This window comes from Bradyrhizobium sp. USDA 372 (genome assembly GCF_053629095.1).
In genome coordinates this window covers 1537138-1551198 of the sequence record NZ_JBRJHR010000001.1, presented here as the reverse complement: position 1 = coordinate 1551198, position 14061 = coordinate 1537138, and the positions used below count along the sequence as shown (strand labels likewise).

Annotated in this window: 11 protein-coding genes and 1 pseudogene; 4 read left to right on the top strand and 8 right to left on the bottom strand. The window is 65.4% G+C overall.

Annotated features, from left to right (window positions below):
- The first annotated feature begins 25 nt into the window (after positions 1-25).
- From AB7M16_RS07660 to AB7M16_RS07650, 3 genes are all read left to right on the top strand, one after another.
- A complete protein-coding gene (locus tag AB7M16_RS07660) occupies positions 26-1054 on the top strand; it encodes an NAD(P)/FAD-dependent oxidoreductase (RefSeq protein ID WP_172785266.1) in 1029 nt (342 codons plus the stop codon).
- Between the two features lie 206 nt (positions 1055-1260).
- Entirely contained in the window at positions 1261-1854 is a 594-nt protein-coding gene (locus AB7M16_RS07655) for a DUF2147 domain-containing protein (RefSeq protein ID WP_212260262.1), read from the top strand.
- A gap of 277 nt (positions 1855-2131) precedes the next feature.
- Positions 2132-2485: a hypothetical protein gene (locus AB7M16_RS07650; RefSeq protein ID WP_172785264.1), complete on the top strand. Its 354-nt coding sequence runs from the start codon at positions 2132-2134 to the stop codon at positions 2483-2485.
- 55 nt (positions 2486-2540) lie between these two features.
- Here AB7M16_RS07650 and AB7M16_RS07645 read toward each other — a convergent pair whose 3' ends face one another.
- The 8 genes and pseudogenes from AB7M16_RS07645 to AB7M16_RS07610 form a co-directional block, all read right to left on the bottom strand.
- Positions 2541-2810: a hypothetical protein gene (locus AB7M16_RS07645; RefSeq protein WP_246572062.1), complete on the bottom strand. Its 270-nt coding sequence runs from the start codon at positions 2808-2810 to the stop codon at positions 2541-2543.
- 188 nt (positions 2811-2998) lie between these two features.
- Positions 2999-4540 (bottom strand): galactarate dehydratase, encoded by a 1542-nt coding sequence (gene garD, locus AB7M16_RS07640; protein WP_453943539.1) that lies wholly within the window; start codon positions 4538-4540, stop codon positions 2999-3001.
- Positions 4541-4653: 113 nt separating this feature from the next.
- A complete protein-coding gene (locus AB7M16_RS07635) occupies positions 4654-6102 on the bottom strand; it encodes an aldehyde dehydrogenase family protein (protein WP_172785262.1) in 1449 nt (482 codons plus the stop codon).
- A gap of 23 nt (positions 6103-6125) precedes the next feature.
- The gene (gene gudD, locus AB7M16_RS07630) at positions 6126-7484 is read right to left on the bottom strand and encodes a glucarate dehydratase (RefSeq protein ID WP_453943538.1); all 1359 of its coding nucleotides are present in this window, start codon (positions 7482-7484) and stop codon (positions 6126-6128) included.
- 17 nt (positions 7485-7501) lie between these two features.
- Positions 7502-8446, bottom strand: a complete 945-nt coding sequence (kdgD, locus tag AB7M16_RS07625; RefSeq protein ID WP_453943537.1) for a 5-dehydro-4-deoxyglucarate dehydratase — start codon at positions 8444-8446, stop codon at positions 7502-7504.
- Between the two features lie 123 nt (positions 8447-8569).
- The gene (locus AB7M16_RS07620; protein WP_172785259.1) at positions 8570-9475 is read right to left on the bottom strand and encodes a LysR substrate-binding domain-containing protein; all 906 of its coding nucleotides are present in this window, start codon (positions 9473-9475) and stop codon (positions 8570-8572) included.
- 469 nt (positions 9476-9944) lie between these two features.
- A complete protein-coding gene (locus tag AB7M16_RS07615) occupies positions 9945-11894 on the bottom strand; it encodes a hypothetical protein (RefSeq protein WP_453943536.1) in 1950 nt (649 codons plus the stop codon).
- Positions 11895-12014: 120 nt separating this feature from the next.
- Positions 12015-13098, bottom strand: a pseudogene (locus AB7M16_RS07610) (lysylphosphatidylglycerol synthase transmembrane domain-containing protein).
- Between the two features lie 428 nt (positions 13099-13526).
- Here AB7M16_RS07610 and AB7M16_RS07605 point away from each other — a divergent pair.
- Positions 13527-14033 carry a YciE/YciF ferroxidase family protein gene (locus tag AB7M16_RS07605; protein ID WP_453943535.1) on the top strand — a complete coding sequence of 169 codons (507 nt, stop codon included), beginning with the start codon at positions 13527-13529 and terminating at the stop codon, positions 14031-14033.
- Positions 14034-14061: the final 28 nt, after the last annotated feature.

The following is a 14061-nucleotide window of genomic DNA, read 5'->3' as shown; positions in this document are numbered from 1 at the left end:
CGATAACGACCGATAAAGAGACGACATGAGCGACGTGATCAAAACCGATGTGCTGATTATTGGCGCCGGCCCGTGCGGTCTGTTCGCCGCCTTCGAGCTCGGCCTTCTCGACATGAGGGCGCACTTCGTCGACATCCTCGACAAGGTCGGCGGCCAGTGTGCCGAGCTCTATCCGGAAAAGCCGATCTACGACATTCCCGGCATTCCGCATGTGTCGGGGCAGGGGCTGACCGACGCGCTGATGGAGCAGATCAAGCCGTTTCATCCGACCTTCCATCTCGGCGAGATGATCGAGACCGTGGAGAAGATCGGCGATCCTTTGTTTCGCTGTACCACGGATGCCGGCAAGGTGTTCGAATGCAAGGTGGTGGTGATCGCGGCTGGCGGCGGCTCGTTCCAGCCCAAGCGTCCGCCGGTGCCGGGCATCGAGGCCTATGAAGGTACTTCGGTGCACTACGCGGTGCGCAAGATGGAGACGTTCCGCGACAAGAACGTGCTGATCGTCGGCGGCGGCGATTCCGCGCTCGACTGGACGCTCAATCTGCATCCGATTGCGAAGCGCATCACGCTGCTGCATCGGCGCGACGAGTTTCGCGCAGCGCCCCACAGCGTCGAGCAGATGCGCGCGCTGGTTGCCGGCGGCAAGATGGATCTGCGGCTCGGCCAGGTCACCGCGCTCTCCGGCGCCGACGGCAAGCTCGCCGGCGCGACCGTCAAGGGCAACGACAACAGCATCACCGAAATCGCCTGCGACACCATGCTGCCGTTCTTCGGGCTGACCATGAAGCTCGGCCCGGTCGCGAACTGGGGCATTGCGCTGGAGAACAATCTGGTGCCGGTCGAGACATCCGCGTTCGAGACCAACGTATCAGGCATCTTCGCGATCGGCGACATCAACACCTATCCCGGCAAGATCAAGTTGATCCTGTGCGGCTTCCACGAGGGCGCGCTGATGTCGCAAAAAGCCCATCGTTATGTCTATCCGGAGAAGCGGCTCGTGTTCCAGTACACGACCTCGTCCTCCAGCCTGCAAAAGAAGCTCGGTGTCAACTGACGGAAGCGTTCCGGGGCGGCGATGCCCCATGTTTCTGGTGCTGGAACCGTTCGCGAAATCGCCGTAGTCTGCGGCCATCTCGGTCGTGGGCTTGGCCAGGTTTTTGGCTTAGCAAAGTGTTGGCTTAGCAAGGTCTTGGCCCAACGAAGTCTTGGCTCAACGAAGTCTTGGCTCAGCAAGGTGATTGGCTCAGCAAGGTGATGATAATGCGGACTCTCGTTTCCAGCTCTCGGCTGCTCTCCTTCCTCGCGCTCGCATTGTCACTCGCGATGGTGAGGCCGTGCGCGGCGCAGACCGCCGAGCCCACGGCGGCGGGCCTCTGGCAGAAGGTCGAAGACGGCAAGACGGTCGGATGGTTTCTCTTCATCGATCGCAGTGGCGTGTTCGAAGGCGTGATCGCCAAGACTTTCCCGCGGCCGACCGACGATCCGAACGAGGTCTGCTCCAAGTGCACCGACGATCGCAAGAACGCGCCGGTGCTCGGCATCTCCTTCGTCCGCAACATGAAGCGCGAAGGATTGAAGTACGAAGGCGGCAACGTGCTCAATCCGCGTGACGGCCAGATCTGGAAGGCCAACATGCGGGTCAGCCCCGACGGCCAGACCCTGACGCTGCGCGGCTATCTCGGCATCGCGCTGCTCGGCAAGGACGAGACCTGGACGCGTCTGCCGGATGCCTACATCGCGCAGGTCGATCCTGCCATCGTCGCAAAATACTTGCCGGCGCAGGCCGCAGCCGCGAAGCAACCCGCGCCCGCGGCGAAGAAGGGCGGTGCCACAATGGCGCCGGCGAAGCAATAAGGGCGCAGGCCGGCACTGCGCGGCCTCAATAGCTCTCGCCTTGGCGTAGGGGTCTTCCCCGCCACCGGATCTCCAGCCTGTGCGACCACCTTCGCCGAAGGGCGAATGCGCCTCGGAACCTTGCCAGTAGTTCCCCGGAATGCGCGCTGGCGCTGGATTTGCATAGCTGTCGGCAAAGCTGCTGGGGGAGCGAGTCGCCGTCTCCACGCCCGCGCACCATGCGGAGGGCGGACGGCAGCGTTTGCCCCGCGGTGATCACTTCGATCGCGGAGACCACATGAGACCTGCAAGACAGTGTGCCGCCGTGCTGCTGGGGCTGACGGTACTGACGCATTCGGCGCTGGCGCGCGACGACGGCCGCTTCGCCAACTCGCCCTTAAAGCCCTGGTTCGAGAGTCTGCATAGCGAATTCGGGCAATGCTGCTCGGATGCCGACGGCTATGTCATTGCCGATGTCGATTGGGAGTCCGATCGCGGCCGCTACCGCGTGCGCATCGACGAGGAGTGGGTCGTGGTGCCCGACGGCGCCCTCATCACCGTGCCGAACAAGATCGGCCGCACCATGGTGTGGAAGCACTATGTCGACGGCCATCCGCGCGTGCGCTGCTTCATGCCGGGCAGCATGACGTAGACGCGCGTCATTCCGGTCGGCGCGCGGCGCCGAACCCGGAATGACAAAGGCGAGCTTAGTGCGCCTGTTTGTTCGAACCCGCGCTCGCGAGCTGCTTGATCCGCGGCGACAGCACGGAGACCTGCACCGGCGAAGCCGGCATGCCGGCGACGGTCATCGCAGGGCTTGCAGACTGCTCCTCGACGCCGGCGCCGCCGAGCACCTGCACCTGCGTCGCCGTGATCGGAAACGACGTCACTTCGTAAGAGGGAAGCTCGCTGGCGAACGCGGCGGCCGAGCTCGCAATCATGGCGCCGGCAACGGCAATCATCGAGAGAACGCGCATTGGAAAATCTCCGTGGAAAATGTCAATCGGAGGTTTGGTCGCCGCGGTGCCGCGACAGGTTCGCTCGTGCGCGAACAATCCCGTTGCCTTCGGCGCAGATATTGATTGCTTGATGCGAAGGGACGAAACGCGGAAGAAGTTTTCCGCGTCAATATTTCCGGACGGTTTCGCGAAAGGCGCTTGCGGTCTCAGGTCACCGGCGCGGGATTGAACAGTGTAAGGTCGTTGTGGATGCCCCAGCGATCCGACCACGGCTTGGTGCGGCCAGAGGCGACGTCGAGGATCAGGCGGAACAGGTCCCAGCCGGTCTCCTCGATGGTCTTCTCGCCGGTTGCGATCTTGCCGGCGTCGAAGTCGATCAGGTCCTTCCAGCGCCGTGCGAGCTCGCTGCGCGTCGCGACCTTGATCACCGGCGCTGCCGCAAGGCCATAGGGCGTGCCGCGGCCGGTGGTGAAGACTTGCAGCGTCATGCCGGAGGCGAGCTGCAGCGTGCCGCAGATGAAGTCGCTTGCCGGCGTCGCCGCGAACAGCATGCCCTTCTGCGTCGCCTTCTCGCCGGGCGAGAGCACGCCGGCGATCGCGCTCGAGCCGGACTTCACGATCGAGCCCAGCGACTTCTCGACGATGTTGGCAAGGCCCCCCTTCTTGTTCCCGGGCGTAGTGTTGGCGCTGCGGTCGGCGCCGCCGCGGGCAAGATAAGAATCGTACCAGGCCATCTCGCGCACCAGCGCGCGGCCGACGTCCTCGTTGATGGCGCGGCGGGTGAGCAGCTGGATGGCGTCGCGCACTTCCGTCACTTCCGAGAACATCACGGTGGCGCCGGCGCGGACCAGAAGGTCTGCGGCGAAGCCGACGGCGGGGTTCGCGGTGACGCCGGAGAAGGCATCGCTGCCGCCGCATTGCAGGCCGATGACCAAATCGGACGCCGGGCAGGTCTCGCGCTTGCGGGCGTTGAGAACCTTCAGCCGCGCTTCCGCCTGGGTCATGATCGCATCGACGATCGCGCCAAAGCCGTCAAAGGCCTCGTCCTGCATGCGCACGATGGCGTCGCTCACGCCTTCGGGCACCAGCCGCTCAGGCGCCAGCTTCTCGCAGCCGAGGCCGACGACCAGAATCTCGCCGCCGAAATTGGGGTTGAGCGCGAGGTTCTGCAGGGTGCGGATCGGCACGACAGCGTCGGGCGCGGTGATGGCGACGCCGCAGCCATAGGCATGCGTCAGCGGCACGACGTCGTCGACGTTGGGATATTTCGGCAGCAGCTCGGCGCGGATGCGCTTCACCGCATATTCCATCGTGCCCTTGACGCATTGCACGGAGGAGGAGATGCCCAAAATATTTTTCGTGCCGACCGAACCGTCCGGATTGCGGTAGCCTTCGAAGGTGAAGCCTTCGAGCGGCGGCAGCGGCGCGGGGACGGCGGTGGAGATCTCGAGCTTGTCGAGGGCAGGGGCCTCCGGCATGCGGATTCGCGCCTCGTCCACCCATTCACCGGCCAGGATCGGCGACAGCGCGTAGCCGATGATCTCGCCATAACGGATGATCGGTTCGCCTTCGGCGATGTCGACCAGCGCGGTCTTGTGTCCCTGCGGGACGAAGGCGCGGAGCGTCAGGCCGCTGGCAAAGCGCGAGCCGGCGGGGAGCCCGAAATCATTGACCACGATCGCGACATTGTCGCGCTCGTTGAGCTTGATGTAGCGGGGCTGCTCTTTCGCTGCGACGTCCTGGTCCATCTGCGCTTGCCTCAGAAGTCGTAGGGTGGGCAAAGGCGCAACGCGCCGTGCCCACCGTCTTCACACCGAGCGTAAGCGGTGGGCACGCTTCGCTTTGCCCACCCTACGATGTCTCAGCCCGGATAAGTATAAGCCGTCTTCACCGTCGTGTAGAACTCGCGCGCGTAGGAGCCCTGCTCGCGGGCGCCGTAGCTCGAGCCCTTCCGGCCGCCGAACGGCACGTGATAGTCGACGCCGGCCGTCGGCAGATTGACCATCACCATGCCGGACTCGCTGTTGCGCTTGTAGTGCGAGGCGTATTTCAGGCTGGTGGTGCAGATGCCGGAGGCGAGGCCGAACTCGGTATCGTTGGAGATGGCAAGCGCCTCCTCGTAGTTCTTGGCACGAATGACGGCGGCGACCGGACCAAAAATCTCCTCACGCGCGATGCGCATGTTGTTGTTGGCCTCGGTGAACAGCGCCGGCTGCAGGTAGTGGCCGGGATTCTCGCGCTTCAGCAGCTCGCCGCCGAAAGCGAGCTTGGCGCCTTCGTCCTGGCCGATCTTGATGTAGCGGAGGTCCTGGTCGAGCTGGTTCTGGTCGACGACGGGGCCGATATGCACGCCGGCCTTGAGCGCATCGTCCACCGACAGGCTGTTCAGGCGCTCGGCCATGGCGGCGACGAAGCGGTCGTGGATGCCTTCGGTGACGATCAGGCGCGAGGACGCGGTACAGCGCTGGCCGGTGGAGAAATAGGCACCGTTGACGGCGACCTCGACGGCGGTCTTGAGGTCGGCGTCGTCGAGCACCACCAACGGGTTCTTGCCGCCCATCTCGAGCTGGAACTTCTTCATGGGGTTCGAGAGCACGCAGGCCTGCGCGATCTTGCGTCCCGTCTGCACCGAACCGGTGAAGGAGATCGCGGCGACGTCAGGGTGCTCGAGCAGGGTCTGGCCGACCACCGAGCCGGAGCCGACGACGAGATTGAACACGCCCGCGGGAATGCCGGAGCGGGTGATGATCTCGGACAGCGCGTGCCCCGAGCCCGGCACCAGCTCGGCGGGCTTGAACACCACCGTGTTGCCGTAGCAGAGCGCCGGCGCGATCTTCCAGGCGGGGATCGCGATCGGGAAATTCCAGGGCGTGATCATGCCGATGACGCCGACCGGCTCACGGGTGAGCTCGACGTCGAGGCCGGGACGCACCGAAGCGCCCTTCTCGCCGATCAGGCGCAGCGCTTCACCGGCGAAGAACGCGAAGATCTGGCCGGCACGGGCGACCTCGCCGATGCCTTCAGGCAGGGTCTTGCCTTCCTCGCGCGCGAGCAGGCGGCCGAGCTCTTCCTTACGGGCGAGGATCTCGAGCGAAATCTTGTTCAGCGCGTCGAAGCGCGCCTGCGGGGTCGACTGCGACCAGGCGGGGAAGGCGGCCTTCGCGGCGGCGATGGCCTTCTCGGTCTGCGCCTTGTCGGCCTTGGCGTATTCGCCGACGAGATCATTGGTGTTGGAGGGGTTGATGTTCCTGGTGATGCCGGAGCCGTCGACCCATTCGCCGCCGATGAAGTTCTTCAGGATTGCTGTCATCTTTTTCCTCCAGGGGAACGCTTTTAACGGACGAGACAGGGACGCTTGTCGTCAAACGTCCAGCCGGGGATCAGGTCCTGCATGGCCATAGCGTCATCCCGGCCGCCGAGTCCATGCTTCTTGTAGAGCTCGTGCGCGGCCTCGATGGCGGTGCGGTCGATCTCGATGCCGAGGCCCGGGCGGTCCGGGACGGCGATCTTGCCGCCCTTGATCTGGAGCGGCTCTTTGGTCAGGGCCTGGCCGTCCTGCCAGATCCAGTGGGTGTCGATCGCGGTGACCTTCCCTGGAGCGGCGGCGCCGACATGGGTGAACATGGCGAGCGAAATGTCGAAATGATTGTTGGAGTGCGAGCCCCAGGTCAGGCCGTTGTCACGGCAGGTCTGGGCCACGCGCACCGAGCCTTGCATGGTCCAGAAATGGGGATCGGCCAGCGGGATGTCCACCGCCCCGAGCCGCAGCGCATGGGAGAGCTGCCGCCAGTCGGTGGCGATCATGTTGGTGGCGGTCGGAAGGCCCGTTGCGCGGCGGAACTCGGCCATGATCTCGCGGCCGGAGAAGCCGACCTCGGCGCCGCAGGGGTCCTCGGCGTAGGCGAGGATGCCGTGCATGTTCTTGCAGAGGCTGATCGCCTCATCGAGCGACCAGGCGCCGTTGGGGTCGAGCGTCACGCGTGCGTTCGGGAAACGTTTTGCGATGGCCGTGACGGCCTCGATCTCCTGCTCGCCGCACAGCACGCCGCCCTTGAGCTTGAAGTCGGCGAAACCGTAATGATCGTGGGTGGCCTCCGCCAGCCGCACCACGGTCTCGGGCGTCATCGCCTCCTGGTGGCGGAGGTTGAACCATTCCGCCTTGCCGGTCTCGCCGGTGACATAGTCGAGCTTCGACCTGCGGCGATCGCCGACGAAGAAGAGATAGCCGAGCGTCTCGACGCTGCTCCGCTGCTGGCCTTCGCCGAGCAGTGCGGCGACGGGCAGTCCGAGATGCTGGCCGAGCAGGTCGAGCAGCGCGGATTCGATCGCGGTGACGGCGTGGATCATGACGCGGAGGTCGAAGGTCTGCTTGCCGCGGCCGCCGGCGTCGCGATCGGCGAAGGCGGTGCGGACGTCGGCGAGGATGTTGTTCATCGCGCCGACCGTCTTGCCGATCACGAGGTCGCGCGCGTCCTGGAGGGTCTGCCAGATCTTCTGCCCGCCCGGCACCTCGCCGACGCCGGTGTGACCGGCATTGTCGGTGAGGATGACGATGTTGCGGGTGAAGAACGGTGCATGCGCGCCGCTCAGGTTGAGAAGCATGCTGTCGCGGCCCGCGACCGGGATCACCTGCATCGCCGTGACCACAGGTGCACCGGCGACTGACGCGCCGGAAATGTCAGTCTGGGCCATCGCACGCTCCTCGTTGTCTATTCTGCAGCCTGTTGTGACGATCGTGCGGCGGGCAGCTTCTGCACCAGCGCGGTCAGCTCCGCCATCTCCTGCTCGGTGAGATCGGTCAGCGGCGGACGGACCGGGCCGGAATCGCGGCCGATCACCTTCATGCCGGCCTTGATGATCGAGACCGCGTAACCCTTCTTGCGGTTGCGGATCGCGATCAGCGGCAGGATGAAATCCTTCAGGCCGGCCTGGATCGTGGCGTGGTCGCGCTTGCGCACCGCGGCGTAGAAGTTGGTGGCGAATTCCGGCACGAAGTTGAACACGGCCGAGGAATAGGTCGTCACGCCCATGTCGAGATAGGGCAGCGCGAAGGTCTCGGCGGTCGGCAGGCCGCCGACATAGGTGAGGCGGTCGCCGAGCTTGGTGTAGACGCGGGTCATCAGCTCGATGTCGCCGATGCCGTCCTTGTAGCCGACGAGGTTCGGGCAGCGATCGGCAAGGCGCGCCAGCGTGTCGGGCTGCAGGATCGCGTTGTCGCGGTTGTAGACGATCACGCCGATCTTCACGGCGGCGCAGACCGCCTCGACATGGGCGGCAAGGCCTTCCTGTTCGGAATGGGTGAGGTAGGGCGGTAGCAGCAAGAGGCCGTCGGCGCCGGCCTTTTCCGCACCGATCGCGATCTCGCGCGCGATCGCGGTGCCGTAACCGGTACCGGCGAGCACGGGCACGCGGCCCTTGGTCTCGTCGACGGCGACCTTCACGACCTGCGGAACCTCTGATGGCGTCAGCGAGAAGAACTCGCCGGTGCCGCCTGCGGCGAAGAGACCTGCTACGTCATAACCGCACAGCCAGTCCATGTTGGCGCGGTAGGTCGCCTCGTCGAAGGAATGGTCCGCCCTGAACGGCGTGACGGGGAAGGACAGGAGGCCCGATCCGATCTTCTGGGCCATTTCCTGCGGGGTCATCTTGCTCATGGGCGCTCCCTTGTCGTGTTGCGGAGGACGCAAGCAGAGGCCGCGCGTCCATGCGCCGTGGTTTAGGAGACCGTTCGATGCGCGTCCAAGCCAAAGCCTATATCGACCGATGCGGATTGAGCATCAATCCTCGGCCGGCTCCGCGGAGGACAATTCGCCGGCGATCTTGACCAGCGCCGACAGCAGCGGGTTCTCGTCCTCGCGCCGCCAGACCATGAAGAGCTCGACGGGCACGCGCGTGCGCAGCTTGAGCGGCCGCAGCCGCACGTCGGAGATCTTCAAGTTCGCCGCCGCCGCCGGCACGATGGCAAGGCCGAGGCCGGCGCGCACCATCGCGAGGATGGAGTGGATCTGGCTGAGATGCTGGACGTAGCGCGGCAGCACGTCGGCGCGGGTGAACAGCGCCACCAGGAGATCGTGGAAGTAACGGCTCTCATAGGGCGAGTACATCACGAAGGGCTGGTCGTCGAAATCCTTGATGGTGATGCCGTCGGCATTCGCCAGCGGATGTTTTTTCGGGATCGCCGCGAGCAGCGGTTCGGCGACGACGCGGCGGCTGGCAAGCTCGGGCCGCGCGATCGGCGGCCGCAGCAGGCCGGCGTCGATCTGGCCCGAGGTCAGCGCCTCGAACTGGTCGCCCGACACCATCTCCTTCAGCGAGAAGTCCACCTCGGGCAGCTTGGCACGGCAGGCGGCGACGAGCTCGGGCAGGAAGCCATAGGCCGCGGCCGCGGTGAAGCCGATCTTGAGCGAGCCGGTCTTGCCGAGCGCGATTCGACGGGCGACCTGCGAGGCGCTCTCGGCAAGCTTGAGGATGCGCCGCGCCTCCGGCAGGAAGCTGCGCCCCGCGGGCGTCAGGCGCACCGAACGGCTGGTGCGCTCCAAGAGCGGCGCATCGATGATGTGCTCGAGCACCTGGATCTGCCGGGACAGCGGCGGCTGGGTCATGTTCAGCCGTGCGGCGGCGCGGCCGAAATGCAATTCCTCCGCCACCGTGACGAAACAGCGGAGCTGGTTGAGGTCGAACATCGATACATGCCTTAGATGGATAAGGCGTTTCCCCGGCACTTCTAGCATCGATCACCCCCAAAACAAAGACGGCGGCTTTGTGGGCCGCCGTTGAGTTGCCTGGTCAAGCTCCCATGGGAGCCCTCAGGAGGAACAGCCTGATGCGAGACCGCCTCACGTCCGCTGCGGATACCACTGCGCTCGTCACGCGCTTCCCTTAAGTCTCGGCCCGTTTTCCCCGACACGAGTCCTAGAGGCGCGCGCGGCGAAGTGTCCAAGTTCAAGGCAGTATCGATCGATGCCGTTTTTGGATTGATGGAACGGCAGGTGAGGGGAACGACCGTGAGGCGGCGAGAATGCGCGTCACGGGCTCGTCATTGCGAGGAGCCCTTGCGACGAAGCAATCCAGAGTCCTTCCGCGGAGCGACTCTGGATTGCTTCGCTGCGCTCGCAATGACGGGTGAAGCGGCAGCTGCGGCGCTTGGGCGCGCTACTGCTGTGCGCTCGGCAGCAGCTGCGGCAATAGTCCGCGCGTCACGTTCGGCGGCACCGCATCGAGCCCGAGCGCGGCGCTCGCCGCCGGCAGCGCCGCATCGGCCATCGCGGCGTGACCCTCGGCGCTCGGATGCACCGCTCCGCCGTAGACGGCGGAGAGCACGCCCCAGGTCGCGTCGTGGATGTCGGTCGGCTGGCTCGCCGCCGGCAGGCCCTGCGGATAGGTCATCGCGGCGAAATAGCTGTCGTTGGCGTCGCGGACCCAGCGCGCGCGGGGCAGGTAGGCGCGGTATTCCGAGGCGCCGCGGCCGCACAGCATCGGCTGGCTCGCCGCGCTGACGATATCGGGATTGAAGCTCTGGCCGTTCTCGGCAAAGCAGCTGCGGTCGAATTCGGGATCGTTGGTGGAACGGGCGCAGAAGCCGTGCTCGGCGAATGCGGCCTGGTGCGCGTCGACGAAGGTCATGCGGTCGGCTTCGGGATCGCGGCACAGCGCACCGCGGGTGCAGGTGGCGAGCCCTTTCAGCTGCGGCAGGAATTCGGTGTCGACGAAGGCGGAGACGCGGGCGAGGCGCTGCGGATCGGTGTTGAAGGACGGGTGGATGTCGAAGCCGGCTCGGCCGCCGCGGCAGGGCGCGCCGCCCTCGGCGAGCGCAGGATTGGCGTAGGAGACATAGACCACGTGCGAGAGGTCGCCGCCGACCAGCGGCTTCAGCGCCTCGCGCAGCTTGACGAAATTCTGCGGCAGCTCGCGCTGGAGCGCATCGCGGGAATCGTCGACGCTCGCCATCACGCCGGAGCGGCGGAACAGCGCGCGCTCGGTCGCGGTGTCGACGATGACGTCGGCGACGAGACCGGAGAAATAGACGTCGTTGGCGCCGACCGAGAGCAGCACGAGGTCGAGCGTGCGCTCGGGCTGGCGCTTCTTCGCCGCGGTGACGGCTTCCCGCAGCTCGGCGACTTGCGCGTTCACGCTGGTGTTGCAGACGCCGGTCTTGCCGGGCGGGCATTCGCGGGCGCGCTGGGAGCCGAGCAGCCCGTCGCCGATGCTGGCGCCGGTGCAGGCGAGCGGCAGGAAGGTCACGGCGATGTGGGTGTAGCGCACCGCGAGCGCCAGCGCGGTGCGGGCCTGGTAGCTGTAGAGCGAGCGATGGCAGGGCGCATTGAACCAGAGCGCGCTGTAGCGTTGCCAATTGGCGAGCGTATCGGGCGCCTCGCAGGCGCGGCCGCCTTTGAAGCCGTGGCGGCTTGGACGATAGTACTGCGCACCCGCGGTGCCGAGATAGGAGCGGAAGCAAAAGCCTTCGTCCGACAGCGCCAGCGGCCGGTCCGGATTGCCTTCGCCGGAGGCGATGCTGTCGCCTAGACCTGCGATGAAGATGTCGCGCACCTGGATCTCGGTCTGGACCCGCTGGGTCGGATCGGAGCCGGCGGAGACATCGACGGTCGCAACCGTCTGCTTGCCGTAGCGGACGCGCAAATTGACCGGCTCGGCGCAGTCGAAGGTCGAGGCCTGCGGGCCGTCGCCGTCATCGAACGACCAGGCGCAGGTGGCGCCGACCGGCACCGCGCCGGTCAGGCGCACCGTGACCGGATGGTCGAGCGGCGTGATGTAGTTCTCTTTGACGTTGTCGCGGGTGCAGGGCTGGTTGACCCGGCCCTGCAGGTCGATGCAGAGCCGGTTGACCATGTTGCGGGCCCAGCCGCGCCCCTCGCTCTGGAGCTCCAGGGACTGCTCGGCGGCCAGAATGCTGCGGTTACGCGCGTTCTCGACATGAAGCAGGAAGTCGCGCTCCTCGCGGAACAGGCGGAAGCGGTTACGCACCTCCCAGCTGATCTGCATGGCGCCGGCGTCCTGCGCGGCGGCGCGCTCGGGCAAAGCAGTCAGGATGCCGGCAAGCAGCACGGCGCCTGCCGAGAGGGTGCGAAGGAATAAGGTGATCATGGCCCGCGTCTTCAACGGCAAAGTTGAGGCGGAAATAAGAGAGGATTGCGCCCCGGCCTGCAACCTTTGCCTGATGATTTCCGGGGGCGCGCTTGACGGCTCTTGGCGGCTCTTGGCGGCTCAGCGCTTGCTGGCCTGCCGCAGCAGGCGTTCGCGCTCCATCGGCGTCACCTCCTTGGGCAGGTTGGCCTGCGCGCAGGCTTCCGCCAGCCGCCGCCGCTCTTGCCACGGCGCGACCACATTCATCCAGAGCTCGCGCGTGCCCATGATGGAGATGGCAAGCCCGAACGGGATCACGAAATAGAGGATGCGGAACACCAGCAGCGTCGCCAGAAGCTCCTCGCGGCCGAACTGGGGCAGCGCCACCAGCATGGCCGCATCGAACACGCCGATCGAGCCGGGGGCATGGCTGGCAAAGCCGATCAGGGTCGCCAGGATGAACACGACCGCGAGCGACATGAAGTCGATCGGCGGGGTTGGACGGCATCAAGAGGTACATCGCCGTGGCGCAGAAGCCGAGATCGACGACGCCGATCAGGATCTGCACCAAGGTCAGCGGCGCCGAGGGCAGCACCACCTTCCAGCCCTTCTGGCCGAGCTCGCGGCGCTTCTCGCCCATGCAGAGCCAGACGAGATAAGCCCCGATCGATGCGAGTCCGCCGAGGGCGATCAACCGGTTGAGCGACGAGGGCAGCTGATCCATCGAGGAGGCCGCATCTGGATGGACGGCCATGCCGATCGAAAGCACGAAGATGTTACCGAGCCAGAAGGTCAGGCCCGACAGGAAGCAGATCTTCGCGACGTCGATCGCGTTCAGCCCATAGTCCGAATAGATCCGGAAACGGATCGCGCCGCCGGTGAAGACCGTGGCTCCGATGTTGTGGCCGATCGAATAGGACGTGAAGCTGGAGAGCGCTGCGATGCGATAGGGCACGTGCTTCTTGCCGATCGTTCGCAGTGCAAAAAAATCGTAGAAGGTCAGCGTACAGAACGCGAAGAAGACGCAGATCGCCGCCAGGCCGATATTGCCGCGGGGAATCTCGGTCAACGCGGTCAGGATGACCCCGGTATCGATGCCCTTGAGGGTCCGCACCAGCGTGGTGATCGCGAAGGCGATGATGAAGATGCTCGCGGCAACTCCGAGCCGTCGCCAGCCGATCCATCTCTTGAAGCCGCGTTTCAGCGCGGGCAGCAGTCCGTGCATTCATCCTCCCGGCGGGGGGCAAGAGCGACCGGGCCAGGCATTGGCCGGTCGGGTGCGATCACGGCCAAAGGCAGGCATCGATCGCTAGGCATGATCCAGCTCATTTAAGGCAAAATCAGCGGCTTGTGCAGCCCTTGACAACAATAGGTTCTGCGTTCGGCCGGCAACTTTGTCATACGCACTTCATATCGGAGGCGCGTTAAGCATATGAGTCGTGAAACCCGGCTCCATTCGCGCCTTCACTGTGCCGACACGGTGTCAAATCCTGGCGCGGTCCGCATTGTTCCAGCGCAAGCGGTATCGGCCTGTTTGGAACGTCGATGCCGCGTGGTCGTTAGGCTCCATCAGCAATCGAACATGGCGGAATATGCGGCTTTTCGTGCAAAGCCGGCGCCGCCGTGTTCCCAAGACCCGAGAGGATCGGAACGATGGGACTGTTCACAAAAGACATCAAGTCCATGAACGACCTGTTCGTGCATCAGCTCCAGGACATCTATTACGCCGAGCAGCAGCTCACCAAGGCGCTGCCGAAGATGGCGAGCAAGGCCACTGATCCGCAGCTGAAACAGGGCTTTTTGACGCACCTCGAGGAAACCAAGCAGCACGTTGCTCGGCTCGAGGAGGTCTTCAAGATGCACGGCGTCGCGGTGAAGGCGGTCGACTGCCCGGCCATCGACGGCATCATCGAGGAAGCCGACGAGACCGCCGGCGAAGTCGCCGACAAGGCGGTGCTGGACGCGGCCTTGATCAATGCTGCGCAGGCCGCGGAGCATTACGAGATCGTCCGCTACGGCAGCCTGATCGCCTGGGCCAAGCAGCTCGGCCGCAATGATTGTGCGACGGTGCTCGCCAAGACGCTCGAGGAGGAGAAGGCGACCGACAAGAAGCTGACGATTCTTGCCGAGAGCAAGGTGAACCTGCGCGCGGCGAGCTGAGGATAGGTAACCACGAGCGCCGCGCGAT

Coding starts and splice junctions, on each gene's coding strand:
- AB7M16_RS07660 (WP_172785266.1), top strand. CDS start 26: ATGAGCGACGTGATCAAAACCGATGTGCTGATTATTGGCGCCGGCCCG.
- AB7M16_RS07655 (WP_212260262.1), top strand. CDS start 1,261: ATGCGGACTCTCGTTTCCAGCTCTCGGCTGCTCTCCTTCCTCGCGCTC.
- AB7M16_RS07650 (WP_172785264.1), top strand. CDS start 2,132: ATGAGACCTGCAAGACAGTGTGCCGCCGTGCTGCTGGGGCTGACGGTA.
- AB7M16_RS07645 (WP_246572062.1), bottom strand. CDS start 2,810: ATGCGCGTTCTCTCGATGATTGCCGTTGCCGGCGCCATGATTGCGAGC.
- garD (WP_453943539.1), bottom strand. CDS start 4,540: ATGGACCAGGACGTCGCAGCGAAAGAGCAGCCCCGCTACATCAAGCTC.
- AB7M16_RS07635 (WP_172785262.1), bottom strand. CDS start 6,102: ATGACAGCAATCCTGAAGAACTTCATCGGCGGCGAATGGGTCGACGGC.
- gudD (WP_453943538.1), bottom strand. CDS start 7,484: ATGGCCCAGACTGACATTTCCGGCGCGTCAGTCGCCGGTGCACCTGTG.
- kdgD (WP_453943537.1), bottom strand. CDS start 8,446: ATGAGCAAGATGACCCCGCAGGAAATGGCCCAGAAGATCGGATCGGGC.
- AB7M16_RS07620 (WP_172785259.1), bottom strand. CDS start 9,475: ATGTTCGACCTCAACCAGCTCCGCTGTTTCGTCACGGTGGCGGAGGAA.
- AB7M16_RS07615 (WP_453943536.1), bottom strand. CDS start 11,894: ATGATCACCTTATTCCTTCGCACCCTCTCGGCAGGCGCCGTGCTGCTT.
- AB7M16_RS07605 (WP_453943535.1), top strand. CDS start 13,527: ATGGGACTGTTCACAAAAGACATCAAGTCCATGAACGACCTGTTCGTG.